27 protein-coding genes and 3 pseudogenes are annotated in these 24,496 nt (G+C 46.6%); 2 read left to right on the top strand and 28 right to left on the bottom strand.

From position 1 onward, the window contains the following. Positions 1-186: 186 nt before the first annotated feature. From E7747_RS15410 to E7747_RS15540, 28 genes and pseudogenes are all read right to left on the bottom strand, one after another. On the bottom strand, positions 187-579 hold the full coding sequence (locus tag E7747_RS15410; RefSeq protein WP_136416884.1) for a DUF4377 domain-containing protein: 393 nt from the start codon (positions 577-579) through the stop codon (positions 187-189). A 79-nt stretch (positions 580-658) separates the two neighbouring features. Then, the gene (locus E7747_RS17150) at positions 659-1,039 is read right to left on the bottom strand and encodes a hypothetical protein (RefSeq protein ID WP_228449202.1); all 381 of its coding nucleotides are present in this window, start codon (positions 1,037-1,039) and stop codon (positions 659-661) included. Positions 1,040-1,087: 48 nt separating this feature from the next. Beyond that, positions 1,088-1,288, bottom strand: coding sequence for an SMI1/KNR4 family protein (locus E7747_RS17155; protein ID WP_228449203.1), 201 nt, complete (start codon positions 1,286-1,288; stop codon positions 1,088-1,090). A gap of 80 nt (positions 1,289-1,368) precedes the next feature. Beyond that, positions 1,369-2,028: a M949_RS01915 family surface polysaccharide biosynthesis protein gene (locus E7747_RS15420; protein WP_121766454.1), complete on the bottom strand. Its 660-nt coding sequence runs from the start codon at positions 2,026-2,028 to the stop codon at positions 1,369-1,371. Positions 2,029-2,080: 52 nt separating this feature from the next. After that, the gene (locus tag E7747_RS15425; protein ID WP_136416886.1) at positions 2,081-2,707 is read right to left on the bottom strand and encodes a hypothetical protein; all 627 of its coding nucleotides are present in this window, start codon (positions 2,705-2,707) and stop codon (positions 2,081-2,083) included. Between the two features lie 72 nt (positions 2,708-2,779). Continuing rightward, on the bottom strand, positions 2,780-3,184 hold the full coding sequence (locus E7747_RS15430) for a hypothetical protein (protein WP_124076232.1): 405 nt from the start codon (positions 3,182-3,184) through the stop codon (positions 2,780-2,782). A 104-nt stretch (positions 3,185-3,288) separates the two neighbouring features. Further along, positions 3,289-3,876, bottom strand: coding sequence for a hypothetical protein (locus E7747_RS15435; protein ID WP_123613418.1), 588 nt, complete (start codon positions 3,874-3,876; stop codon positions 3,289-3,291). 107 nt (positions 3,877-3,983) lie between these two features. Further along, positions 3,984-4,376, bottom strand: a complete 393-nt coding sequence (locus tag E7747_RS15440) for a DUF4377 domain-containing protein (RefSeq protein WP_136416884.1) — start codon at positions 4,374-4,376, stop codon at positions 3,984-3,986. Between the two features lie 54 nt (positions 4,377-4,430). Next, positions 4,431-5,132, bottom strand: a complete 702-nt coding sequence (locus E7747_RS15445) for a hypothetical protein (RefSeq protein WP_136416888.1) — start codon at positions 5,130-5,132, stop codon at positions 4,431-4,433. Between the two features lie 80 nt (positions 5,133-5,212). Continuing rightward, complete coding sequence (locus tag E7747_RS15450) at positions 5,213-5,836, bottom strand: hypothetical protein (protein ID WP_124076237.1); 624 nt, start codon at positions 5,834-5,836, stop codon at positions 5,213-5,215. A 93-nt stretch (positions 5,837-5,929) separates the two neighbouring features. Further along, positions 5,930-7,261, bottom strand: coding sequence for a BatD family protein (locus E7747_RS15455; protein WP_228449204.1), 1,332 nt, complete (start codon positions 7,259-7,261; stop codon positions 5,930-5,932). 71 nt (positions 7,262-7,332) lie between these two features. Next, positions 7,333-8,109, bottom strand: a pseudogene (locus E7747_RS15460) (tyrosine-type recombinase/integrase); the annotation flags it as partial. A gap of 59 nt (positions 8,110-8,168) precedes the next feature. Then, positions 8,169-9,770 (bottom strand): IS66 family transposase, encoded by a 1,602-nt coding sequence (gene tnpC / locus E7747_RS15465; RefSeq protein WP_136413423.1) that lies wholly within the window; start codon positions 9,768-9,770, stop codon positions 8,169-8,171. A gap of 78 nt (positions 9,771-9,848) precedes the next feature. Continuing rightward, complete coding sequence (tnpB, locus tag E7747_RS15470; RefSeq protein ID WP_136413421.1) at positions 9,849-10,205, bottom strand: IS66 family insertion sequence element accessory protein TnpB; 357 nt, start codon at positions 10,203-10,205, stop codon at positions 9,849-9,851. Then, a complete protein-coding gene (locus E7747_RS15475) occupies positions 10,192-10,608 on the bottom strand; it encodes a hypothetical protein (RefSeq protein WP_136413419.1) in 417 nt (138 codons plus the stop codon). The genes tnpB and E7747_RS15475 overlap by 14 nt, the downstream gene beginning before the upstream one ends. A gap of 70 nt (positions 10,609-10,678) precedes the next feature. Next, positions 10,679-11,017 (bottom strand): annotated as a pseudogene (locus tag E7747_RS15480) (recombinase); the annotation flags it as partial. A 125-nt stretch (positions 11,018-11,142) separates the two neighbouring features. Further along, positions 11,143-11,754, bottom strand: a complete 612-nt coding sequence (locus E7747_RS15485) for a TetR/AcrR family transcriptional regulator (RefSeq protein ID WP_065540271.1) — start codon at positions 11,752-11,754, stop codon at positions 11,143-11,145. A gap of 99 nt (positions 11,755-11,853) precedes the next feature. After that, a complete protein-coding gene (locus E7747_RS15490) occupies positions 11,854-12,642 on the bottom strand; it encodes a PRTRC system ThiF family protein (protein WP_136416892.1) in 789 nt (262 codons plus the stop codon). Beyond that, positions 12,639-13,343 (bottom strand): prokaryotic E2 ligase family D protein, encoded by a 705-nt coding sequence (locus E7747_RS15495; protein ID WP_120466167.1) that lies wholly within the window; start codon positions 13,341-13,343, stop codon positions 12,639-12,641. The genes E7747_RS15490 and E7747_RS15495 overlap by 4 nt, the downstream gene beginning before the upstream one ends. Next, complete coding sequence (locus E7747_RS15500) at positions 13,340-14,437, bottom strand: hypothetical protein (protein WP_136416894.1); 1,098 nt, start codon at positions 14,435-14,437, stop codon at positions 13,340-13,342. The genes E7747_RS15495 and E7747_RS15500 overlap by 4 nt, the downstream gene beginning before the upstream one ends. A 35-nt stretch (positions 14,438-14,472) precedes the next feature. Continuing rightward, a complete protein-coding gene (locus tag E7747_RS15505; protein WP_016274015.1) occupies positions 14,473-14,694 on the bottom strand; it encodes a PRTRC system protein C in 222 nt (73 codons plus the stop codon). Positions 14,695-14,698: 4 nt separating this feature from the next. Beyond that, a complete protein-coding gene (locus E7747_RS15510) occupies positions 14,699-15,751 on the bottom strand; it encodes a PRTRC system protein E (protein WP_136416896.1) in 1,053 nt (350 codons plus the stop codon). A 45-nt stretch (positions 15,752-15,796) separates the two neighbouring features. Then, entirely contained in the window at positions 15,797-16,006 is a 210-nt protein-coding gene (locus tag E7747_RS15515) for a hypothetical protein (RefSeq protein WP_120466161.1), read from the bottom strand. 13 nt (positions 16,007-16,019) lie between these two features. Further along, positions 16,020-16,352: a hypothetical protein gene (locus tag E7747_RS15520; protein ID WP_136416898.1), complete on the bottom strand. Its 333-nt coding sequence runs from the start codon at positions 16,350-16,352 to the stop codon at positions 16,020-16,022. An 11-nt stretch (positions 16,353-16,363) separates the two neighbouring features. Next, positions 16,364-16,564, bottom strand: a complete 201-nt coding sequence (locus E7747_RS15525) for a hypothetical protein (RefSeq protein ID WP_228449339.1) — start codon at positions 16,562-16,564, stop codon at positions 16,364-16,366. Between the two features lie 240 nt (positions 16,565-16,804). Continuing rightward, positions 16,805-18,901, bottom strand: coding sequence for a type IA DNA topoisomerase (locus E7747_RS15530; protein ID WP_136416900.1), 2,097 nt, complete (start codon positions 18,899-18,901; stop codon positions 16,805-16,807). Positions 18,902-18,983: 82 nt separating this feature from the next. Further along, positions 18,984-19,244 carry a DUF4099 domain-containing protein gene (locus E7747_RS15535; RefSeq protein WP_120466150.1) on the bottom strand — a complete coding sequence of 87 codons (261 nt, stop codon included), beginning with the start codon at positions 19,242-19,244 and terminating at the stop codon, positions 18,984-18,986. A 29-nt stretch (positions 19,245-19,273) separates the two neighbouring features. Further along, positions 19,274-21,100, bottom strand: a pseudogene (locus E7747_RS15540) (DUF3945 domain-containing protein). Positions 21,101-22,050: 950 nt separating this feature from the next. On the opposite strand from E7747_RS15540, the gene E7747_RS15545 reads away from it, so the two are divergent. Both E7747_RS15545 and E7747_RS15550 read left to right on the top strand, forming a co-directional pair. After that, on the top strand, positions 22,051-23,295 hold the full coding sequence (locus E7747_RS15545; RefSeq protein ID WP_136416901.1) for an AAA family ATPase: 1,245 nt from the start codon (positions 22,051-22,053) through the stop codon (positions 23,293-23,295). Next, positions 23,279-24,376, top strand: coding sequence for an RloB family protein (locus E7747_RS15550; protein ID WP_120466147.1), 1,098 nt, complete (start codon positions 23,279-23,281; stop codon positions 24,374-24,376). Before E7747_RS15545 ends, E7747_RS15550 begins: the two co-directional genes overlap by 17 nt. Positions 24,377-24,496 lie beyond the last annotated feature (120 nt).

Below are 24,496 nucleotides of genomic sequence, written 5' to 3' on the forward strand. Positions count from 1 at the left end.
GAGCCAACTACGCTGCATCTAAGTGACAAGATGAACATAATGTTTCTTAGTTTTCATATTTCGGGTTAAGCGGTCTGTCTAACCGGGCTAAAAGTTAGTCATTAAATTGTAATTTTGCTTTATATTGAATGGTTAGCAGGGAACGGCTTGCCGTTACCCTGCTTCGTTAACATCATATTGTACGCATTATTCAGCTTCGTTTGGGTTACCGACCTGTCTTTTCTCTACGACCCGAACAAGCTGATATTTGTATATGCTACCGTCTGCTGGTGGATTTGCCAAAGTTGTCTTATTGACACGCAAATCGTATTCATAGCCTTTCTCATATTCGAAGCCCTGAATACCGCAGAATGCCAAAGGACGATATTCATCCTCTCCCTGCTCCTTGACGAGCATACATTCTATCGGAAATTCTCCTTCCGAATCAAATAAATCATACATAATTCCAGTTTCAGAAGAAACATACATCGTTACTTCTTTTGTGATGTCCTTTGGCTCATCTTCATTCATGCAAGCTGTCAGCCCCAATATGGTAACAAAGGCTATCAGCAGCGTTACTAAATAAATTTTCGTTCTCATACTTATTAGGGTTATTGATGTTAATGGTTTGGTGAGGAACAGCGTTTAGCTGTTGGCTCGACCTTGTTACCAACCTCAATTATAATTCAGAGAAATCAAAAAGATTGAAGAACTTATCAAACTTCTCTTCTGTTCTACATGACAAAAATATTCCGTCATCTGTTGGTGTATTGTCGGCTTTATAGAAATACCAAATCAGATTATCTTGATATGCATATATGATTAAAGCATTATATTGCACAACTTTATTCCATTCCTTTTGTACATATTCCAATATAGCAGGATAGGCTTCTTCGTTTTCAGCTATTCCGCCAAACTCAAAGCCTCCTTGTGCGCAATTATAATACATCGTTAATAGAATAAAATCCATTAATCCAATCGGTTCTGTTATCCAACCTTCATCATCACTATACTTAACCCAAATTGTGGTATCATGTATTGTAGTAGCCCATAAACACACTTCTTGATTTTCCGCAAGAAAGATAATCTTTTCACCATCAGATTGTAATTAGTCTAATGGCAAGAACCGTTGGAACGAAGAAGCCAATACCTCTACTTTTCCAACAGATAAATAAAAATGCTTTAGAGCTTCCGGCATTGTTAGTCCAAGCATATTTTCAGCCTGTTTGATTTCATCCGTTGTGTAACCGTCATTTGCAGTTAATTTTCTGCCTAATAACTGTTCTGCTGTTTGAATAATGTTCTTCATATTTTAATTGTTGGTAATGGCTTGACGGGGAACGGCGTTAGTCCGTTATCCCGTCTTGTTATCACCGTATTTTATATTTCCTATTCCATTAAGTATTTCAAATCTTCCACTTGGAACTTGTGCCATAATGCTATTCCGAAATTCCGAACACTCTCTGGCAATGTCCTATAATTATCATCCATTTGGAATTTTCCCAATTCAGGAGATATGCCATAAGATTGCGGAAACAACATATCTCTTTCTCCACGAATGGCATACTTCTTATTGCCGCTGTGCATAATGATTTTCATCGTGAGGTTAGGACCCGAAAAGTCGGAGCGACACCCTAATTGATAAACAAGCCATGTTTCACAAATGCCGTCACGGTCAAAATCATTAACATACGGTTCGCACAAATAATCAACAGAGAACATTCCACAGTAACCATCTTTTAAGAAATCATAAAGTTGCCATAGAATAGAATAATGTTCTCCGTCTTTTATGTAATGCCGTGCATACAGTTCTTTAGATGATATGGGCGTACTTTCCGGCAATACCTCTTTGTGTACAGGAGATTGACTGATTATTAGATAATTTTCACCTAACTTATCAGCCCATTCTGTACAACTTAAAAATTCCCCTGTATAACTGATCTCCTTTGGAAGTTCAGCAAGTTGAAGATTTTTCAATAATGGAATACCTTGTGCGCAAGTGGATAACACGCACAACAAGATACTGATTATTAGTACGATTTTCCTCATATTTTTTCTGTCTATATTGGTGATAATGGTTTAGCGGGGAACGCTGTAAGCGTTATCCCGGTTTGTTAGTTGCATCGTTATTGTTATTATCTACCCATGCTTTGATTTCATTTGGAAAATGTTTATGAAACATTCTTATCCACAACTCATCGTTACACTTGTCAGGAATACAAGCATGAATGCACTCAAACCACTGGTCCCACATCCAATCAAAATCATCTTCCAGCATCATCATCCAAAGCAGAAAATCTTTCGGTTCCCAATCAGATAATTTCATAATATCCTTTTGCAAAACCTTACGCATGGATTGAAGTTGCTCTGTTGCTTCTTGACCGGTTATTTTTCCTTTCCAAAAATCAACAGCCGAGTATGCAAAGTCATTTATCTGTTGGATAGTAGCATTAGGAAAATATTGTTTATCCAAATGCTCTACCATATCTTGCATAAAGCATATTCGACGTTGATGCCATTGATGTTGGTCATCATCTTCTATTTCATCTAAAATATACTTTGCTAACACTATAATTGCATCAAGTCCATGATTTTCTATTTTACCCCATTCGGTAGTATTCCAATCTGCTTGTGTTTTCACTTTATGATAGCAGACAGAGCATACTCCGTTTGGTAGAGTTATGGGATGTTTTCTGCAAATAGGGCATATTTTATCAACATTTTCCATTCTATTTAATTTGCAACTAATGACTTGACAAGGAGCTGCGTTTAGCAGCTATCTTGGCTCGTTAGTAATAATTCATTCCTCTTTCTGTTCATCCAAACATTCATTCACCCATTCTCTAAGTCCTTCATCAATATCTTTCTGCGATGTTTCTTCTAAAATCACTATACCTTCTGATTTTTCGGAAGTATCAAGAGAGTTTAAGAATCTGTTGAGCATCCATATATTATATTCAGTAGGCACTCGACGAATAGAAGCATATAAAAACGGAGTGTAAGTGTCATCATCAAATTTTTCCAAATAATGGACTACACGACCGGGATTGCCAAAGTTGAAATGTGGATGCCTTTCAAGCAATCTAAATAAAGGCTCGATTAAAGCATTATCCATTTCAGTTAAAACAGATTCTACCTCTTGCAAATCTCCTTCGGATTGAAGATTCATATTGTTGATTTTAGAAATAATCTCATTTACATTCATACTCCGTTTATCTTTATCAAGTTATTACTAATGGTTTGGTGAGGAACAGCGTTTAGCTGTTAACTCGACCTTGTTATAAACTCAATTTGGATTTGAAAAATAGCTTATTGTATTCGTTCAAATAAAATAGCATCCTTACTTTCCCAAAACTTAGCTTCTGTTATTGCAAATCCCAGTTTTGTACAATACGATAGTAGGATGTCTTTATTCACTCTATTTTTGATAAGCCTACGTTTATAATAGCTTTCATCTTCAAACCACTGGACAATACCATTTTCATAAAAAATCCATTTAGGGTCTTTCATAGCATATACAGTCCTAACAACTATTCCATTTTGTATGAATTGAAAAGAGTTCATGCTATCAGAGCTATCTATATTAGTGATTTGAAAATTGTAACAATCGCATTGTAATTTTGAAGATAAGCAACGAACCAAAGTATTCCAACCGTCCGAGTAGTTGGAATACATAACGCTGATATTTTTATTTGTTGCAGGCGCAAAGAAATATGCTTTCTCAAAATGCGCTCCACCTTTTAAGGGACTATTATCATACAAATCAAACACGAATGGTCTAAACGATAACTTTAGGCTACCATTCTCTAAGAAATCAGCACTTAAAGTTTTTACAATGTCCTCTAACGAGCATTGAAAACAACTAAAAGTGAAATATGAAAATTGTTCTATTAGCATGATGAACTATATTTTAACGAATTAAGCTATTTTCAGCCATTGTTTATAATGGGATAGCAGGGAACGGCTTGCCGTTACCCTGCTTCGTTAACATCATATTGTACGCATTATTCAGCTTCGTTTGGGTTACCGACCTGTCTTTTCTCTACGACCCGAACAAGCTGATATTTGTATATGCTACCGTCTGCTGGTGGATTTGCCAAAGTTGTCTTATTGACACGCAAATCGTATTCATAGCCTTTCTCATATTCGAAGCCCTGAATACCGCAGAATGCCAAAGGACGATATTCATCCTCTCCCTGCTCCTTGACGAGCATACATTCTATCGGAAATTCTCCTTCCGAATCAAATAAATCATACATAATTCCAGTTTCAGAAGAAACATACATCGTTACTTCTTTTGTGATGTCCTTTGGCTCATCTTCATTCATGCAAGCTGTCAGCCCCAATATGGTAACAAAGGCTATCAGCAGCGTTACTAAATAAATTTTCGTTCTCATACTTATTAGGGTTATTGATGTTAATGGTTTAGCGGGGAACGCTGTTAGGCGTTATCACGCTTTGTTAGCTACCTCTTTTGTATTTTCCAATTCTTCAATGGTTCTCAAACACATTCCTTTAATGCTTTTGTTTGAGGATTTCTGATAGACTAAACGTAAACTGTTTAGAATATCCATTCGTTGATTATTTGTCATAGTACCACCAAAGAAATGATTGTCGCCGTTAGCAACTCCGGTGCAATGCCGTCTTATTCCCAGTGTAATGTGACTTATAGTAAGCAAATCTCTTTTCTTCAACATTACATTACAGAATATGCCCCATACATCATTATCCCCCATATATCCTATTATAGAACCTGACATTTGGCGGACTATCGCACTTGAATGATGTGCATATTGTTTTGCAATCTCATAAGCTCGTTGCTTAAACTCCACACAAGAGGATTCTTTTGCAAAATCTTTGGCATAACAGCGGTGATCTATGTATCTTTCACATACCATAAGCAATATTAGTAAATACTCCCAAAGTAATTTTTCTTCTGCTTCTTGATGTAAAACCCGAATTAACTTTTCTCGGTTATCCGAAGATAAAAACCAAGTTTGCACACTTAATGTGTCACAGGTCTTTCCGAACAACTCGCTACGGGATGCCATAGATATAAATTTCACATAATTTTTTCGTTGCACTACATTTTCAGATTGTAGTTCTTCCAGTGCGACATCCAATGTTTCTTTGGTGTACTTATACTTTCTCATTTTAATTCAATTTGCATGGTAGCTAATGGTTTGCAGCTTGCCGCCGTTTAGGCGGAACAGGTGCTTGTTAGCTACGTTCCTTATTGTTCCATTTTCCGTTTTACAATATCTATAAATTCCTCTTTAGTCATGAACTTGTTTAGAAAGTCTTCTAACGCTCCCTCATTAGTAACATCTGTGAAAAACACCTCATGGTCTGTACTCCAGACAATCGGATTCTCTATATTGAGGTCTGATAAACAGATGTAATAGTAATTGGGATAACTATCCGTATAAAGCAATCCTATAAAGGCGGGAGTGGCACAGGTTGAATGTTGAATGATTTCGCCCAACTCTGCATCATCTGAAAACCAATCATTCCATTCTTCAAAATCTTTTGTCCCTTCTTGAAACGGTGTAAAAGGTTTGGCAACCCAAAATAATTGCCTGCGAGGTTCTTCATTCAATGTATAGTAGGCATCTGCCATTTTCTTGTAGAATGCCTCTTTGTCAGAATTGAACAAATCCGTATTTTCATCCACCCAATCGCCCAATCCTTCAATCGGTTCTGTGTCTTCAGCAGATAGCCAAGGCGTATCTTCCGGCTTTTTATACAATGCGGTATTAAAAGTTATAGCACACAAGTCTTCGGATAAAGACGTTCCTTTTACATTGGTGACATTACCGCCTAATTGCTTTATTCGGTTTATAATTTCCTGTTTCATGACTTCTATTTTTTTCGTTCGTAGCTAATGTATTTGTAAGATCACCCGTAGGTGCTGTTTATTGTGGTAAACGTCACCCGGCAGGTGTGTTTCCTAATCTCTAATAGCTGCACTCTGTGTCAGTGCGTCCCTTATTCTTCGAACATTCCGTTTGGCATAACCGAACGAGAATGGCGAAGTACGCTTGTTCAGGTCATTCACACTGTTGACCCATACCTGCCCTTTGTCGAACACGATGAAAATCTGCTCTCCCCATGTCAGATGCCAGATGGCGGGATTGGTATGCGCCACGATGCAGTCCTCACCGTAATGATCAACATCCCAGTCATAAGTTGCCGCCAGATTATATATCCTGTCGTAAATCGCCTGCTCGTCCAGCGTGGTCGGTATGCTTTGGAAATCCAGCTTGCGCCGCTGGTGGCGATATGACAGATAAGCAAGCGGCACAAACGCAATGCCGAGCCAGAAAAAGACAGACATGAACAGACTGTCTGTATAGATCGCAACTCCCGTTGTGGCAAGAAACAGCACGGAAAAAAGCAATAGCGTGTGCGATACGCCATAATGGGTATACGCCCAGCTTACAGTCAGAGGCAGAGCCTTCTTTTCCAACACGAATTCGGCAAGAAGGGCATCCTTATCCTCTCGGTAGCGACGTCTGCAAGCAAGCCACCATGCCAACTCGAACAATGCGCCTGCAACCACGATGGCAATAAGGAAGTCCGCACCGGCTAATTTGCCTTTTTTCGGTTTGACGGAATATGGTTTGCCACCAAAGGTCAGCTCCTCGCAGGACACCTCATAACTGTCATCGTTAAAGAAATACTCGTAAACGTATTCTTCCTTGCCGTTGGAAATTGAAAAGGACTTGCGGGTAGGTCGGAATATTTTCCCGTTTATGGACAGCAGTGGCGGGTTCTGGTCGGGACAGGCATTGCAGGTCAGCGTGGCACAGTATTTTGCGTAACCGCCGGCCATACGTCCCACCTTCAAACTGCATTTCAGTTTGTTCATATCCACTACGGCAGGATGTACGGTTACACGGCATTCCGGGGTGGTATATGTCCGGTTGCCTACCTTTACGGATGCGGAAGGGAGTTCGACCTCTCCGCTCTGTCTGAACTGCACAATATAACTGAATCCGCTTTCACGGCTCTTTCTTCCCACTCCGTTTATAATGGCGTAGCTACTGCCTTCATGTGACTTCGGACCTTCTATCACTTCAATGCTGCTGTTGAATACCGGAGGAGAAACCGAATCGAATTGTGCATTGACCAGCGCATACGTCAGTTCCACCACTTGTCCCGCACGGATCTCCCGCATCGTGTCAGCCTTTATGTGGAAATACACGGAGTCTGCTGTAGTCGAAGCGCACACCCGAACTACCGACAACAATGCGGATATCAATATACAGTAGATTTGCATGCTACTGACTGGCGGTCTTGTTATGTTGCCTTTATTTTTCATTTCCGGTTCTGCAATTTAACAGTTGCACATTATGTGTTATCCAATGAATCAAGCGGATTCGGTATGCTCGACTTGTGGGCACTTGTAACATGAAGGTAGATGCTCGTAGTCTTGATGTCGTTGTGTCCCAGAAGCTCCTGAATGGTGCGAAGGTCGGTTCCCTGCTCCAGCAGGTGAGTGGCAAAGGAGTGGCGGAGCATGTGTACGTGTACCCAGTGTCTGATGCCGGCTCGATCGGCGGCTTCCTTCAACACTTTCACCAATGCACTTGCCGAATATTGCTCTCCGGGTGTTTCGCCCTCGAACAGCCATTTTTGCGGGCGATATTCCTTGAAATATTCCCGAAGTTCGCACAATACCTTCTCCGACAGCAGCGAGTAGCGGCATTTTTTGCCCTTGCCCATAATGCGAATCAGCATACGTTCGCTCATAATATCCTGCGGAGTGAGGTTAAGCAACTCGCTCCTTCTCAATCCTGCGGAATAAATCAACGAAATCATACAGCGATGCTTGCGGTTTGCAAGGCATGAAAGAATGCGCCGCACCTCGTTGCGGCTCAACACTTCGGGCAGGCTCTTGTACTCTTTGGCACGGGTGATGCCGCCGTAGTATTGCCGTTTGCCGCCTTTCACCTGCTCGTAGTAGAACTTGATGGCGTTGATGCGCATATTCTGTTGCGACACCGAGATTTTCTTCTCGTTCACAAGGTAGAGTATGTAGCGGTTGATGTCGGCAACCTTCAGACGGTCGATGTTACGCCCCTTGTGATATTCCATGAAGTCGCTGAAATAGGCACGGTATGTTTGTACAACCGTCCGCGACAGCAGGTATAGCTTAAAAAAATAGCCGTCCAGGTTTTGGGCGGCTATTTTTGTGAGAGTTTCCAGCGGTCGGGAAGCAGGTCGCGGTATTTTTCGATCGGGGTGTTTGGCGGCCATGCGGCACATCGGTCGATTATGTCGCAGAAGTAGTCGAAGACGTTGACTCCGCAGCGGTGGCAGGTGATCGCAAGAGAGTGGTACAGGGCGGCGGCTTCGGCTCCGGAGTGGGAGCCGATTGTAAGTCGGCGACGGGTCAGGGATATGTAGCGGTTGATTCGCTCGACTTCGTTGTTGTCGAGTCTGTAGGTGGGTGAGGCAAAGATGCGTGGTATCTCGTCCCATTGTTTGAGTGCATGTTCGGTGGCGGCGAGCAGCGGGTCGTCGGGTGGCACGCCGATGCGGTCTTTGACTGCTGTCAGTCTCATGCGGATTTTCTCGAGCATCACCTTGGAGTATCGTTGTCTCCACTCAAGGTGCTTTCCCGCCGTCCATCCGTCTTTGCCTATGCGGTGCTGATGCTCGAAGTGGTAAAGGAGTCCGAAGAGCTTTGCTATTTCCTGCGCCTTTGGATTGTCTTTCAGATCGAGAAACTTTCGCTTGATGTGCTGCAGGCATGGCAAGCGTTTTATCCCGCTCATCCCACCGATTCCGATATGCCGGTATCCCGAGTAATAGTCGCACTGGAAGGCTCCGTTGAAGCCTTTTATGTGTTGCTCGAAGACTTCGGCCGAGCGGGAGCCGTCGTCATAGAAGAAGTACACAAGCCCGGTTGTCATGCCGACGAACACCCATATGTAGCCTTTCTTGATCTTTCTTCCCGAAGGAGTTGCCACCTGCAGCCGCACTTTCTGATAGGTCTCGTCACCGCAGATATAATTGTCCGCGACTATTGCCTGACCCAGCGCCTTGTATAGATTTTCCAGATGTACCCTTACCTTACTTACGAGCTTCTGTGCGGTGCCTTTGTCAAGGTCGAAGCCGTGGGCACGGAAGTATTCGACAGCATTTTCAAGTGGCATGCAGTGGAGATAGCGTAGCTCGGCGAGTCCGGCTATGAAGGAAGATGTATACTGCGAGTTAAGCAGCGGTGTGGCGGGTGCGGAACCTTTGTATATTTTCTCGTCCTGCACGTATTTTCTGACCTTGTAGATAATTTTTTTGAAGCGCATCGGCTCCATGACGTAGCGCACGACATCGCACTCGCCGATAAACGTCGCCGCCTCGGGATTGAAGTCCGGACTGTCAGGCTCCACTATAATGGTCTCCACCTCACACTCCGGATGCGTCTTCCTTTTGGCGCCGTTGTTGGTACGTTTCTTCTCTGGCTTCTGCTGTCGAGTTTCGGATGTGGCAGGAGTCGTCACCGGTTTCTTCTGACGCTCCGACGGCGAGCCCTGCAGACGCTGCACTGCCTGACGCGCGGCTTTCTCTTTGCTCAGTTCCGCACTTTTGCCTTTCATAGCCTCCTCCATTGAGGCCATTTGCTTGCGCAGTTCATCTACAGTCGCCACAAGCTTCTCGTTGGTCGACTGCAGCTTTTCATTGGATAAAGTAAGCGAGCTGACAGAGGCCAACGCCTCGTCGAGCCGCCCTTGAAGGAACTCGATCTGACGTTGCAGAAACTCTATCAACTCGTTCTTTTTCATGGTGTAAAGTTACAAAAAATATCTGACATTTGCAACTTTCCACGCCATTTATTTATTTGATTAACAAATTATTAAGCCTTATTTTACGGCCATTCTGAAGCGATTTTCGACCATCACCTTCACAGGCGTGAGGCCCCTCATCAGCATATAGAAATCGTCCCATTGGAGCCTGCGCACGCCGTCATCGCCCTTTTTGAGCACCTCCCGGAAACGGCCTCGCGACAGTCTTTTTGTGTACATCAAAAATCCGTCGCCATCCCATTTCAACGCCTTCATGGTCTTGCGGTCCTTTGAGAAAAACACATACACATCGCCCGATGCCGGAGAATGCCCCTTCCACGACCACACCATCTGGGCCAGACCCCGGATGCCGTAGCGCATCGATACCGGCTGCCGGCATACCCAGAGCCGCATATCCGCCTCAAGACTCCACATCACTCCTGCGTGTCATGACATCCACCAGAAGCGCCAGCCCCTCCGCGCTTATCTCTCCCAGACTCACGCCTCGGCCCCAACCGAGTTCGATGTGCACGTCACGCACGACACTGGTGGCACCGACATCCCGGCTCTCATCCGCAACCTGAATACCGGGAACCTTAACCTCCCGGAATAACGGCCCGCCACCTTCCCGCGACGAATCCGGTCTCTCCGGCAGACTGCGTTGATAATCGCTTATGCTGATTTTGCGGCGCCGAAGCCACTCATAAAGCCGCTGGACGTTGACGCCGGTACCGGCACAGAAACGGTTCAATGCGATATAGCCGTCTGTCTCGCATTGATTCTTGTAACGCGTCCATGTCTCTGAATAGACATCGGACAAAGACTTGTTATAACCCATGATTCTTTTTGTCGACAAAGATACAACTCTCTTTCGGAGTTCGTCAATATGCTATCGCGGATGGTTGTACGTATGTTTTGACGGTCGAGGGGCTGTAACGCTTTTGTTCCAGCAGTTCGAGGTAGCCTTTCGGCAGTGTGTATTCACGCTTAGGTTTGGGATGCCGCACGTAAACCCGGCTGTAATCGATGTAGGCATGCGGTGAATAGCGGTCGTAGAAATCAGGCAGCCGGAAAACGGCGGCAGGGATGTAGCCGGAGCCGTCCCCGATCGCCACCACGTCGGTGCCCTGTGCCAGCAGCAGGGCGATGGCTTGGCAGTCCGAGTAATCCACCCGGATGCACTCCTCGCCGCCACGCCTGTCTTTGTGAAGAACGATGTTGCCACGTTGTTTCCGTACCTTGTCCATAATGCCGACAATTGTTTTATGAGCTCAAAATTACTGAAATAATTCTGAAAAACAAACCAATCGGTTTGTTTTTAACACAAAAAAAAAAGCGGCTGAAAACACAAAACCGCTCGAATTTTAACATTTCAGGCTTTTAACAGCGAATAGACGAAGCGCAGTTCCCTTGCAAGCCGTTGTATGTCAAGCCCCCTCAAAAAAGACTGCTCAAAGGACAGACCGAAAAACACCTGCCGGAACAGCATGGCTGTGTCCTCGATGTCCACATCCTGCCGTATCTCCCCTGTGTCCTTTGCCGACTGTATGGCGGCTCTCCAAAACTCGTAGTCCTGCCGGAACATGCCTGCTATCTTTTCCTCCACATCCGGATAATAAAGCCGTACCTGCATCATAAGATGGTAATAATAGAAATTGAAGCTGCATCCTGCCGGATTGTTGCCGTCATCAAGAAGCGATATGAGTTTCCGCATGGTCTGTTCCACACCTTTTATATATTGTTCGATAAATTCCGACAGGGTGGCAGCCTTGAACCGGAACTTGTTTGCCACCGACTGCATCCCGAACACGTATTTATCTATAACCGCCACGAAAAGGTCCAGCTTTATCGGATAATAATACACAAGCCCGGCTTTCGTCAGCCCGCAGGCTTTTCCGATCTCTACCTGACTTGCCTTCTCATAATTCATCTTGGCGAAAACGCGCAGTGCGTTTTCAAGCACTTCTTCACGGTTGGTTATCATACTAACTTCTATCGTTTATTTTTGCGAAGTTACAAAATAATAATGGAATCATAACGCAAAAAATTTAGATTAAACTATCGATTTTCAAGGTTATGGTATTTATAATATAATTGGGTTCACTTTCATGGTGGAGAGACTCAGATACAGCCCATGGTGTTCTATCATACCGTGGCGGAACAATTTCCACAGCAGATTGCAGCCGAGCTGCGCCAGTGTCGAGTTAATAAACAGGTCTTGTTTCTCCAATGCTTCGGCAAGGGAGCAACTCGGACCTGAATCATTATCTTTCACTTTTGAATACCGCACGAGGCGTGTCACCACTTTCAGAGAGCTTACCGTTTCATAAAGATGCGATTCCGGCTGCTTGATTTTTCTTGGCACGGTTCCCATTACAACCTGTCCGCTTGACTGCGAGTTTCCGAAGTCGAGCCAATATATCGGTGTGCCATGATTGGTGTAGTCTGATTCCGGTACAGCCTTCAACACTTTCCATAAATCCATACGTGATTTCACATTGTCGGTGCAGGTAATCGTTATGTTGGCCATATTGTCCCTTCGTGCATCCTTGGGACATACCGGATATAAGTCCGGGATTGCAGCCCAATCATTCCCGAAGAAGTTGTTTATCCGTGTCACCAGACACTGCGCCTTGTTCAGCCCGATATCCGACCATCCGAAAAGCTGGCGCCCGATATTGGCTTCGGTAACTATGTCCGGGTCATAGACTGTCACGAACAGACCGGGATGGTTCAATGCCCTCAGTGTCACATCGAGCCGGGCGAGATTTGTAAGGACCTGTGAACCCGTGCCGCCGGCGCCTATAAGATTTACCGTAACCGGATGCTGCGGATTGAGTAGGTAATTGTGAATATAATGTACACGTTTCATTTCAGAAGGTCTTTTAGTTTAAGATTATTCAGAGGTATAAGTTCATTGAGGTTGAACGGTTTGTCACGTGCGGCCTTTGTCACCAGCACAAGATTGGACTTCGTAGGATTACGGCCTCCGCCCAAGTGTGAAAATTCCGTCAGCCAGAACCTTTTCTCAAGATATTCCAGAAATGTTCCGAATGTCGGTTGCCTCGGACTCTCAATTTTCGGATTCCCCATGCACACGTTTGCGCTCGTGACGTTGAAAAACGGGGCGGCATACAGTTTTGTCTCCGGAGTTGGGACTTCTCCCTTGAAGGCATACACGTTCATTCCGCCACCTTCCTTTGATTCATAGATCACTCCCGGAACATTGTATTCCGCATTTTCAATCTTCAGGCTTTCCACAAAATACATCATTCGTCTTTGCGGCGGATTATACCATACATACCGTTCAGACCCCTTGCGAGTGTCGCAATACAGCAGGTTTGACGGCAACATCCCGCATGGAGTGCCGTTGTGGACTTCCGAATAATTCCTCACAAGATCGTTCATGAACTCCAAGGTCACAGGGCGTCCTTCACCCATATTACCCTTTTTATCTATTGCACGCATCTCAAGGAAATGTTTCTTCTCGTCCTCGCTGACATAGGCGATGAGAACGGCTTTGGGATATATTACGGAGCTTATCTCCCGAGTCAGTTGGTTGGAATTCGTCATGATTCAAGATTACTTATTATGTTAATGAACTTATCGGACCATTGGAAGAACCGTTCGGGATACTCATCCGATATTTTGAAGAGTGATTCCGTTTTTGGAGTCAGTTTCATAGTTGTCACCGGTATTATCTCATACGATTCCTGATAATCCGAGTTTATGAAGTCAATCAGTGTCCTGGTGACTATGTCATCTTCCTCATAGACAATGCAGATCTGACGGTGCAGGTCCACCGGACGTATGTCCGGGTCATCATCGTAATATGGGTCATAGGCATAATGCATTATCGGTTTCTTCGGTTCAAGGAATTCCATTCCATCCAGCATGGCATCTATAAATTTTAATTCCCATGCGTTAACGGGTTTATAACCGTGCAACGCCGTGTGTATGTCGTTATGATATGACTTACTTTCAACACGTCTGAGCAGTTTGTGTATTGCTCCTGACTGATATGACTCTATGCGCTTCCTGTCCCTGATAATTTCTTTGTCTGCCTCGTTAGTGTCATAATCCATAAGGACACATTCCATTATACAGTCATGTTCATCGCAGTCCAATATTGAACCGATTCGGTTGGCGTGCATAAACTTGTTAAGGAACGATATGGCTATGCGCCTAAGCCCGTTGTTGATTCGGGTCAGAAATTTCACCGGGAAATAATACAGCTTGCAGGTTCCCCACCTGTGGCATTTCCAGAGTGTAAAATGAAGCCTGCTGTCATACATCTCGATATTCAGTCCAATATTGTCGGAGAGAATGGTCTGCATTTCATAATACAGATGGTTGATGCTCTCATTCAGAGTCCTGCCGGGTGTGTGATCGGTCTTCACATTCAACAATTCCGCATACCAGAAATAAGAATCACGCAGGAAATCATAGTTCTCCTGCGTGATTATGTTGAATGTATCCTCTCCATAATCCTTGATTATGAAAGAAGGTACGGTGCTCTGGAAGGTCGTTTTCAGAAAAGAATTACAGCACCGCTGGGCGCTGTAATTCTTCTTTGCCGGTTCACTCCGTAATGATAGCGTCTCTCGGTCTGGCTTATGAGTAGCTTTGCGAGCTGTTCCGACTGTGATTCGCTCAGGAGTCTGCATTGGTTCTCTTTTTTAGGTTTTATGGGCATTGGTTCTTATCCTTTGGTTCCGATTGTGGTCTTGAACTCATAGACCGCCGCGTCGTCCTTCATGGTGGGACCGTGTACCGTGGCGGTTGTCAGTTCGGGATAGGTGTTGGAATAGAATCCCATCACCATTTCGGGGCTGTCCGACGGATTGGGGTCGTCGAGTGTGATTGTGGCTGTCCCTTTCTTGAAAGTGAACACGCGTTTGATTCCTGTGATTTCGAGTGCCATAGTCTTACATCATTTGGGGTTGTGCATAATTTCCTTGTAACATTGATGCCGGGAAGTCGGGATATTCCGCATATTCCTCCGGTCGGTATGGTGGTGCGTCATCCGGATCCGCCATTCTCGGTGCATGAGCCGCCATGTCGTGCTCGAACGGCATCGGCTGCTGTGAGTACCGTGGCTGACCGTTGTGAGGATACGAGCCGTTCTGACCTCCGTTTGGCGGCATCATCCCGCCATTGGGATGCGCATATTGCGGATAGCCGCCATTGGGTTGCGCCTGCTGCGGCCATCCCTGCGGCTGTTGCGGATACCCGTACCGGCCGCCATATCCCTGTCCGGGATTGCCGTATGGCTTTTGAGCGGGATATGCAGCTTGTGCCGGCATTTCCTGCTGTGGCATGGCGGACTGATGTTGTGGTGCATCTTGCTGTTGAACGGTCGGTTGTTGAGCTTGCTGTACCGGTTCCGGCGTTGGTTGAGACTGTGCCTGCGGTTGTTGGACTTGAGCCTGCTGTGGTTGAGTCTCTGCGGGTTCCTCCATCATTGCGAAGAGATCTCCATGTCCCACTAATTTCCTCTGCTCGTCAAGCCGCTCGTCGATTGTCTTCAAGTCATCGGGTTTGGCGTACTTGCGTGCCTCGGTAAGCGCGTCCACAGCCTCCTTATGTTTCTTGGCGGCGATATGCTCCTCTGCCTTCTTGAGATTTTTCTCATACTTCTCGCGCTTCTCCCTTTCCTCTTTGGATTCTTTCGCCTTGGCTTCCTTAGCACTCTTGCTCGATGACGCGGCCTTGTCGGCCTGCGCCTCGAACTGCGCCATGTTGGAGATCAGTCCCGACGCCTTCTGCATTGGGCGTGCGACCACCTGCATGAAGCCGGTGTCAAGTTCTTCGGGTGTGCCGTTCAATGTCAACGGCACGATGCTGTTCTGCGCCTCATCCTTGAGAGTGTTGGACTTCGGTAGCACCGACACTGCCATGCGCCCGTCGGCGGACTTGCGGATGACCAACGTGATATCCACGTTAGGGTTCATCATCTGGTTCATTGATTGAAAAAACATATTCTTATCGTATTTAGTGTGAATATTTCCGGTTATTGCCTGCGCTCATCCCTTGAAGAATTCTGCGAGAAGCCTGTTACGGTCAGGATGGCGGCTTATCTCCATTATAGGATCCAGGATGGTGGAGATATGCACCGGTCCCCCTGTCCTGCGTGACGGGAACTTGATTTCCGGTCTTTCAATCCGGACGATTCTTTTCTTCGGCACCGGGATTGTAACCGCCGGTTGTGCCGCTGTCATGATAGCCTGTCTCATAGTCATTTCTTTTTTAATTTATTATTGAATATCCGGGCTTGGCAGCCCGATGAACTACAAGGGCATTACAGCGGCCGACTCCGGTAATGCAAGGCTTTCGGGAAAAATACCGGAGCGAAGCGAGGATGATTTTTCCCGAAACCGATAGGCCCGGCCTTGCAGTCCGAATGAGGCGGACGCTAATTTTGCCCGGTAGTTTCTTCGGGTCTGTCAGCCAGACTATTCTTTTCTGCCTTATTATCTTCTTACATATATTTATTTCATACAGCACATAAAAAGAGCCGCCCATGTGGACGGCTCTGCCATATATGCCTTTTGTAAATCTATGCCTGAGATGGAAGCTCATGATGCGTTGTTTCAAAAAATCAGACCGCTGATTATGGCGAACAGCAGAGCCGCCGCCACTATGATGCAGGCAATCTTATAGAGGAATCGGAAGAATCCCCTGAAAAAGACTATCGCCAACGCCGCCCATACAGGTGATACGCCCCTTGTATAGAGGTATCCGAACACGGCGGCCAAAGCGAGTATCAGGATTGCTTTCCACAGCCAACCCATACCGGTGATCCTTGTGATAAGTGCAGATGCTTTCATAACTGTATATATTTACCGGGGGACACGGTGTCATCCGGATTTCGGAGGCTCCCCCGTGGCGCGCCTCCACAGGCAAGGCTACGGGTAAAAATACCGGAGCGCAGCGAGGATGATTTTTGCCCGTACCGCAAGGCCCGGCCTTGACGGTGGGAAATGGCAAGCCACGAACTTCGCCTCCGAATCCGAATGACGGCATTCACTGTCCTATCTCTTTCTTGAAGTCTTCCTGTCCGGGAAAACGAGTGTGACATTGTAGCCGCGGTCGAAAACGAGCATGGCATCGAATGAATTTCCCTTCTTTCCCTTGAACCCCTTTATCAGCTTAGTCCTGCCGGATGACAGCAGTTGCTCGATATGGCCGTCCGTGAGTTCCTTGTTCAAGAATCGTCTGAACACCATCAGACCGCAGGATGTATTGTCGCACCGGGCGGTCTTAGCCCGTATCACGACATTCCCTTTGCCGCATTTGGGACATGGGCGGGAATGCACCGGGGTGACAGGCACTGTGATTCCGAGAATCTCAGTGGTGGCCTTGCGTGTATAGCCGACGATGGCGTTCATGAATGTAGAGGGTTCAAGAGTGTGCCGTTCAATCTGCAACAGTGTGTTTTCCCAGCAGCCTGTCATGCCTACATCCGCCACGAGCATATCCTTCACGGCATCGTACAGTGCCAGACCTTTGTCGGTAGGCATGATGCTCTTACCTGAGCGTCGTATGTAGTCACGTTTAACCAGAGTGGCGATAATGGCCGCACGGGTGGCGGGCGTGCCGATGCCTATGTCGCGGACAGCCTCGCGCGCCTTCTCGTCGGCGATATCCTTACCGCACGATTCCATTGCGGCAAGGAGGGTGGCCTCGGTGTACAAAGGGCGCGGCATGGTCTTCCTCTGCGCCAGCCCGTGCCCCGACACCGGCGCGGTGTCACCAACAGAAAAGGCTGGGCAAGCCGCATTGTCATCGGATTCATCCTCGCCACGGTCCTCCTTGCGGTCGAACACGGCACGCCAGCCTGGTATTACGACGGACGAGGACTTGGAACGGAACGGCATCCCGCAGATTTCGGCTTCTATTAGGTGTGTTTCGGTGACACACGGGGGTGAGAATGCTTCGAGCATACGCCCGGCAATCATCAGATAGACGGCACGTTCGTCGCTTGAAATGCCCGAAGGTGTGACACCGGTGACAATCAGAGCATGGTGGTCGGTCACTTTGGTGTCGTTTACACTGCGGTTGTTGAGCGCCGATAGGTCAAAAGTGGCACCGTAGGTGTGGAATTCCGGCATGGTGTACACCTTTTGCAGCAGTTCCGGCACGGTTCGCATGACATCATGCGGTATGTAACGGCTTCCGGTTCGCGGATAGGATATCAGTTTCTTCTCGTAGAGCGACTGCGCCACGACCAAAGTCTTCTCTGCGGTCATGTCGTGGTGCACGTTGCAGTCCTTCTGGAGAGCCGTGAGGTTGTACAAAAGCGGTGGCTGGCGGTCGGAACGCCTGCATTCCGCCTTGGTGACACGTCCGGTGGCACCGGGGACGATACGGGAAAAGGCGGCGTCAGCCTGTGTCTTCTCCCTGAAATCATCCTTGTGGAAGAAACGGCACAGCCTGCCGTCCCTGGAGAGAGTCACATGTAGCTGCCAGTAAGGGACGGACACGAAATCACGGTTCTCACGGAAACGGGAGCAGACCATAGCAAGCGTGGGTGTCTGCACACGTCCGATGGAGCTGTTGGAAGTGCCCGACACGCAGGCGAGGGCGCGGCTGGCGTTCATTCCCACAAGCCAGTCGGCTTTCGCGCGGCAGTCTGCGGCGGCATGAAGGCTATTATACTCACGACCGTCGCGCAGGTTCGCCATGCCGGTACGGATTGCCTCGTCTGTAAGCGATGATATCCACAGCCTGCGGAAAGGCTTGGTGTAGCCGAGGTATTCATAGATATAACGGAAAATGAGTTCCCCTTCGCGTCCGGCATCGGTCGCCACGATGATGCTGTCACATCTGGAGAACACATCGTCGATGATCTTGAGCTGTTTAGCGGCGGCGATGTCCGTCACCAAGCCCCGGTCGGTACGGATCTGGCGAACCACAAGCCGGAATGGGTCGGGAATCATGGGAAGACTTTCGGTAGATGTCCGGTCGTAACCGTATGCGCCCGGCATGGCGAGCGACACGAGGTGTCCGAGCGCCCATGTCACCATGTAGCCGTTGCCGGTACAGTAACCCTCTTTGCGTATGTTGGCGCCGACGACACGGGCGATGTCCTGCCCGACGCTCGGCTTTTCAGTTATGATTGCTATCATATTGGTGAAAATTTAGCCGTTCCCCGCCATAGTCAGGGAGGCAGGGAACGGCGGTTTGACATTGGGTTATATAAGAACTCTGTCATGCGGGCTTGATGCCGATAATCTCAAGGAGAGGTTCGCCGTTTTCCCTGCGTACAAGCTGCAAGGTGGCGTCAAGGACGACATCCACGCCGAGGAGCACAAGACTGAGGGATATCACACCGGTTTTTTCTCCTTGCAGGAGCGTGTCGAGTTCGCCGGCCATCTCCAGCTCGTCGCGGAGTATGCCGATGGATTCCAGTTCGCCCCAGTCCACATCTTCGGCATTGAAAGGAGTTATGTTTTCCTGATTCATTGTCATGGTCTTTTACGTTACACATTTTCTTATCGTCAGCCGACGCTCTGGCCTTTCGGTTTGCGGTTCTGCTGCCCTTGTCCCTGTGACTGACGGCGTTCCTGAGCCTGTGCGACGACATTGCGCTGCGAGGCGTCACGCTTGCGGGTGGGGTCTTCGTTGTAGTAGTCCAGACGGCCGGTGTTGAAGTTGGCACGAACATACTGGGAGAAAGGTTTCTTGTCAAAACCTATCATCCCCTCTATGAGCACCGCCTTGCCGTCCTGAAGCTGGGCGCGTTCGGTTGCGGTAAGCGTCCTGCCCCACAGCTCGGTGGGAATCTTGAACTGCTCGCGCTACTCGAAACCGTCCGGCGTGCGGGAGTAGCTCAGCCGTCCGGTTTCAAGGTCGGCCTTGATAAACGAGGAGAATTCCTCACCTTTGCGGCTCACCATATCTTTGAGGAATATTACCTGACCGGCACGCAGTTCTTCCCGTTCTTCACCGGTGAGCTTCACACCGTTGATTTCCTTGGGAATGTAGATTTCCCGGTCTCCTTCGGGCGAATCCGGATTGTAGCGCGTGTATGCGGGACGCCCGCTTTGTGGGTCGAGCTTGACAAACGAAGAGAAGTATTCACCGTCCTTTCGCTTCATATCCTCCACGAAGATAGCTTTGCCGAGATTCAGATCCTCAACCTGCTGCTTGGTGAGTTTAACTCCGCCGAGTTCCTGACGGTTGAAAACCCTGTCGTTCTCGAAGATGTATTCGATGCCGCGACGTTCGGCGCTTATCTGCACCTTGGCGTCGAAGTCGTTGCCGGCTTGCGACTTCATACCTTCGAGGAATATGGCCTTCCCTTCCTTGAGATCGTTCTTTTCCTGCTCGGTGAGCTTGACACCCTTGATTTCATCGGGGATGAATACGTTCTCGGCTTTCATCGCCACAACCTCGTTGGTGAGTTTGTCGATGCTGATGAAGGTGGGGACAATCTCACCGCTGCGGGATTTGAGGTCCACAACGCGCCCCATGTTGCCGGTTTCAAGCAGGTTCTTCTTGTCCTCGTCGGAGAAGATATGCCCGAAATACGGGCGATCGAGATCCGGTTTCTGACGCATACCGTGGATGGCGAGTACCACGGGGCCGTTAGCCGACTGTTGGAACGACAGGCGTGCGTCCGTGCGGAGCACGGCTGAGCCGAAGTTCATGGTTATAGGCACCATCTGGTTGGTCTTGTAGCCACGGAGCATCTGGTCGAGCAGTCCGCGCTCGGCGAGATAGTCGCGCGAGATACCGAATAATTTGAGCTGTTCCCAGTCGATCATTGACTCGTTGTAACGTGGGGCGCGCTGTTCCGGCTGTTGTCCGGCGGCTGCGGCCTGCTGTGCCTGTACCTCGCGGGGTGACATCCGCACTTCTTCATTGTCTTTTTGTTTCTTTGCCATTTCTTCTACATTTTGATTATTGGTGTTTTCTTGTTGTTTCCCCTTCGGGGTAATCTCGTATTTCTTGAGGAATTCCTCCACCGCGTCGGTTTTCTTCCCTGCTGCGATATCCTCTATCGCCTGCCTTACATCGTGGTCGTCAAGGTGCTTGTCCTTTACCGACAGGATGCCGAAGCGTGTGGGGTCTTTGATCTGGCTCCAGAAATTCTTGAGGAAATTCTCGAACATGTCCGCATAGCGGTCGATTTTCAGGAACGAGTTTCGGTGTTTCGTGTCTGCCGGGACAGTTTCATGTCGCCCGTCCTTGTCAAGTTTTGACACCGCCTGCAATATCAGCTCCATCTTGTCAAGGATGAACACGATGTCGCTCATCTGCTCGTTCTCGGTGATTTTGGGTGTCGGTAGATCCGGTTCCGCCCTTGCTGATTTTTTTGCCATACATTGAAGTATTTAGAGTGAATAAATAAATGTTTCCACTGCAAATATAGGCTCTAAAATCATACAAAATACTGATTTGCAAACGCTTGACAATACGTTGCACCGTATGTCATCACGTTGCACCGCAGGGTGTCACGCAAAGGTCGGAATGAGCCGATTACGGAGCGAAAAAGACAGGTACGGAGGGAAACGGAAAGGAGAACAGGCGGGACGGAGAAAACGACCGTAATATGCAGAATTGAGAGGCGGAGCTGCTTTTGTCCCCGCTTATATCCGTCAGTAAAAAACAGGCGGCAGGATTATGTGTGTTCCTGTAATATTATATCGGCTGTGGCACCGTCAATATTCCATAATGCCGGCGCCACAGTTTCTCAGTTGACCGTTTTATGCGTCATCGGTCGGCATCGCTTGCTAAGTCCCGACCGACACTACAACTCGGAGGGGCGAAACCGGAACGTTTTTTCCAAGAAAAATTACCGCAGGGAATTTTTTGCAGGAAAACCCGAAGGGCCTGAACGAGAGGATTTCGGTCTCCGAGTTACCTTGATAAAGGGACATAGCCGGCGCTGCCGACCATGCTGTTATTATCATTTAGCTTATTGTTCACTGCTTAGTATCATTCATTTTTAACAAACTGAGTAAAATTTTGAACACGGACATACATAACATATTGAAGAAGAACCATATATATAGATGCAGTGGCAAAACATTGAAAAATAGGACAAAAGCATCAGTCATAAGATATTTATGACCACAATCATTTGATAAACAACGTTATTAGAATTACTTTTGTAGCGTGACATTCTAAGATATATAATTCTCGTAAAAATATAAACGGCATAATCCAAATCAAACTTTAATGGGATTTTCGCGCTAATTACGCAAAATCGCCGGAATAAATTTGTTTAAGCGAGATTAAAATGCTATCTTTGCAGAAAATCCGCAATATCATGATACTAAATCTGGAATTTAAGAACTTTCGGTCATTTAAAGGGTGTTGTTCTTTTACGACAGAGCCGACATCTTCAAGAGCAAAACCTGACAACATCTGTAAAGTCGCTACCGGTGCTGAAGGAGAGAAACGGGTCTTGAAGATTTCTTTGATTTTCGGTGCAAATGCCTCGGGAAAAACCAATATCATTAAATTCATGTATGGTTTTCGCCGTTGGGTGCTGAATATAGACAACCGTGTTGGTGAGGATATCCCATTGTATATGCCGTTCAAATTCGACAGTGACACGGCAGACGCTCCAATTGAATTCTCCATAGAGTTCATAACAGCGAATGTCCGGTATAAGTACACCCTAAAATTTGAAAGGTCCAAGATTCTTGCAGAAACATTACAATCCTATCCTGTCGGACGACCGGTGCTTTTATATGAGCGTATGTTACTTGATGATGATAAGGAATCTGACTCAATCAGATTCGGTTCAAGTCTTACCTCAAACAAGAGCTTTAACGTCTTTAAGAACCAGTTGCTCTTGTCAAAGTTTTTAAAAGACACTCCGTGTGAGCCGGTAACCAATGCCGCAAAATATCTGTCAGGAATAGTCGTATCCAATGGTTTCCACGAAGATACAATGCTTGGGGAAGATAAGGAGATGCTTCGCTGGCTATATTCTCATCCTGACAACAGGCGTATGTTGTCAGAGTTTCTTTCTTTCGCAGATACGGGCGTTACTGACTTGCGGCTTGAAAAACGAAGTGACGGAGTTGAAGCGAGCGGCCTGCATGGACTTTATAAAGATGGTAAGGATATAGGGGAATCAGACCTGCCGCTGAAAGAGGAATCTTTCGGTACAAGGGCATTGTTCATTATTGGATGTAATATATTGCAATCCCTGCAAAATGGCAGTCCTTTCTTTGTTGACGAAATGGATTCTGGTCTGCACTCTCACATAACCCAGCTTATTGTAGATATATTCCGAAATAAACGGATAAACCGAAACAACGCACAATTGGTATTCACCACGCATGATGTAAACCTTCTTGACCAGAATACAATTCGAAAGGACCAGATATGGTTTACCGAAAAGAATAAGTATGGTGTATCCGAAATATTCTCCCTCTCTGACTTTTCCGATGTCCGGGAGGACACACTTTTCGGCAAATGGTATCTGAACAACAAATTCGGTGGCGTGCCTTCATTGCATCCGCTTGAAAAACTTTTTGTGGATAATGGCAAGGAAGAATGAAGATACACGCCATAGTAAATCTGTCATCAGGATAGTTTGCGAGGGAGACAAGACCGAGCCGTTGTTTTTCAGCGACTTGTGTAACACATACTTCCATGATAACGAATATGTTGATATCCGTACCATACCGCAACCATATGTTCCTGAAGAAGCGGATGATGTGAATCATACAAAAAGAGGATGGCACAAAGGGAAGAAACGGAAGGTTAAAGCTTCACAAAAGAAGGAGCCGGAACCAATTATCATAAGCGGTCAACCGCCGTTAAAATGGGTTCAGTATGCCCGTCACATATTATCAGAAGGGGTCGATGAGGCATGGGCTGTATATGACAAGGACGAACATCCAAAACACAAAGAGGCATTTGAAGAGGCTGCCAAAGTGGTTGACGGTAAAATTGTGAATATCGCATTCAGTAGTCGTAGTTTTGAATATTATCTGCTTCTGCATTTTGAATATCTGTACCGATCGTTCTTGCAAACAGAATGTGGTGAACGCGTTGATGGCAATAAGCATATATTTGAATGCGGCACCGGCAAAATACCTGAGAAAGATTGCAATGGGGCAATCTGCATAAATGGTTATGCCCGAACACGGGGATATTGGATGGAAACGAAATCCGGGGAATCAACATTCCCACTTGTTAAAGACAAATTAATCAAGGGTATGGTAAATGCGTGTCGGCTCAGATCTGAAAGCGATGCTAAAACCGCCGCACCCGTATATGAAAGGAATCCATATACAGATGTTGACCGACTTGTGGGAAGACTAATCGGCAAATATACTGTACCATTTGGTACTAAACAAAGAATTTGCGAGTCCGGAACAGACTGGACGATAGAACTTTCATCCCAAGGCGTTGAGATTGACAACCATAGTGACAGGGCGATACTTTTAAGTAGGGGACAGTTTACAGTATATGATTGGGAAAAAGAAGATGTCCTTATATTGAATGAAACACCCATTCTGATACAGCCTCATGATAAATGCATATTGGACTGTTGTCTCGATAAAACAAAGGTTATCTCAATAAAGCTATCAACAGAAAAGGAGATATTGTTGCTTCCCAAATATGAGAGTTGACCCTTTAAAGCTCAAATTTTGCAGATATTCCGCAAGATTTGAGCTTTGGCCGCCATTTTGGAGCGTTTTGGAACAATTTATTGCAGCCTATTCGTCCAACATACATTATTATACTGACTA

Origin of the sequence: Duncaniella dubosii, assembly GCF_004803915.1 — a bacterium.
Classification (GTDB): domain Bacteria; phylum Bacteroidota; class Bacteroidia; order Bacteroidales; family Muribaculaceae; genus Duncaniella; species Duncaniella dubosii.

Bases quoted from the DNA above. Each gene is read 5' to 3' on its own strand.
- E7747_RS15420 (WP_121766454.1), bottom strand. From the start codon at position 2,028: ATGAGGAAAATCGTACTAATAATCAGTATCTTGTTGTGCGTGTTATCC.
- E7747_RS15500 (WP_136416894.1), bottom strand. From the start codon at position 14,437: ATGCAGACTCCTGAGCGAATCACAGTCGGAACAGCTCGCAAAGCTACT.
- E7747_RS15505 (WP_016274015.1), bottom strand. From the start codon at position 14,694: ATGGCACTCGAAATCACAGGAATCAAACGCGTGTTCACTTTCAAGAAA.
- tnpB (WP_136413421.1), bottom strand. From the start codon at position 10,205: ATGTGGAGTCTTGAGGCGGATATGCGGCTCTGGGTATGCCGGCAGCCG.
- E7747_RS15450 (WP_124076237.1), bottom strand. From the start codon at position 5,836: ATGAAACAGGAAATTATAAACCGAATAAAGCAATTAGGCGGTAATGTC.
- E7747_RS15430 (WP_124076232.1), bottom strand. From the start codon at position 3,184: ATGAATGTAAATGAGATTATTTCTAAAATCAACAATATGAATCTTCAA.
- E7747_RS15425 (WP_136416886.1), bottom strand. From the start codon at position 2,707: ATGGAAAATGTTGATAAAATATGCCCTATTTGCAGAAAACATCCCATA.
- E7747_RS15530 (WP_136416900.1), bottom strand. From the start codon at position 18,901: ATGATAGCAATCATAACTGAAAAGCCGAGCGTCGGGCAGGACATCGCC.
- E7747_RS17155 (WP_228449203.1), bottom strand. From the start codon at position 1,288: ATGAAGAACATTATTCAAACAGCAGAACAGTTATTAGGCAGAAAATTA.
- E7747_RS15435 (WP_123613418.1), bottom strand. From the start codon at position 3,876: ATGCTAATAGAACAATTTTCATATTTCACTTTTAGTTGTTTTCAATGC.
- E7747_RS15445 (WP_136416888.1), bottom strand. From the start codon at position 5,132: ATGAGAAAGTATAAGTACACCAAAGAAACATTGGATGTCGCACTGGAA.
- E7747_RS15455 (WP_228449204.1), bottom strand. From the start codon at position 7,261: ATGCAAATCTACTGTATATTGATATCCGCATTGTTGTCGGTAGTTCGG.
- E7747_RS15520 (WP_136416898.1), bottom strand. From the start codon at position 16,352: ATGAGCTTCCATCTCAGGCATAGATTTACAAAAGGCATATATGGCAGA.
- E7747_RS15440 (WP_136416884.1), bottom strand. From the start codon at position 4,376: ATGAGAACGAAAATTTATTTAGTAACGCTGCTGATAGCCTTTGTTACC.
- E7747_RS15515 (WP_120466161.1), bottom strand. From the start codon at position 16,006: ATGAGACAGGCTATCATGACAGCGGCACAACCGGCGGTTACAATCCCG.
- E7747_RS15510 (WP_136416896.1), bottom strand. From the start codon at position 15,751: ATGTTTTTTCAATCAATGAACCAGATGATGAACCCTAACGTGGATATC.
- E7747_RS15525 (WP_228449339.1), bottom strand. From the start codon at position 16,564: ATGGGTTGGCTGTGGAAAGCAATCCTGATACTCGCTTTGGCCGCCGTG.
- E7747_RS15550 (WP_120466147.1), top strand. From the start codon at position 23,279: ATGGCAAGGAAGAATGAAGATACACGCCATAGTAAATCTGTCATCAGG.
- E7747_RS15410 (WP_136416884.1), bottom strand. From the start codon at position 579: ATGAGAACGAAAATTTATTTAGTAACGCTGCTGATAGCCTTTGTTACC.
- E7747_RS15490 (WP_136416892.1), bottom strand. From the start codon at position 12,642: ATGAAACGTGTACATTATATTCACAATTACCTACTCAATCCGCAGCAT.
- E7747_RS15545 (WP_136416901.1), top strand. From the start codon at position 22,051: ATGATACTAAATCTGGAATTTAAGAACTTTCGGTCATTTAAAGGGTGT.
- E7747_RS15475 (WP_136413419.1), bottom strand. From the start codon at position 10,608: ATGGGTTATAACAAGTCTTTGTCCGATGTCTATTCAGAGACATGGACG.
- E7747_RS15485 (WP_065540271.1), bottom strand. From the start codon at position 11,754: ATGATAACCAACCGTGAAGAAGTGCTTGAAAACGCACTGCGCGTTTTC.
- tnpC (WP_136413423.1), bottom strand. From the start codon at position 9,770: ATGAAAAAGAACGAGTTGATAGAGTTTCTGCAACGTCAGATCGAGTTC.
- E7747_RS15495 (WP_120466167.1), bottom strand. From the start codon at position 13,343: ATGACGAATTCCAACCAACTGACTCGGGAGATAAGCTCCGTAATATAT.
- E7747_RS15535 (WP_120466150.1), bottom strand. From the start codon at position 19,244: ATGACAATGAATCAGGAAAACATAACTCCTTTCAATGCCGAAGATGTG.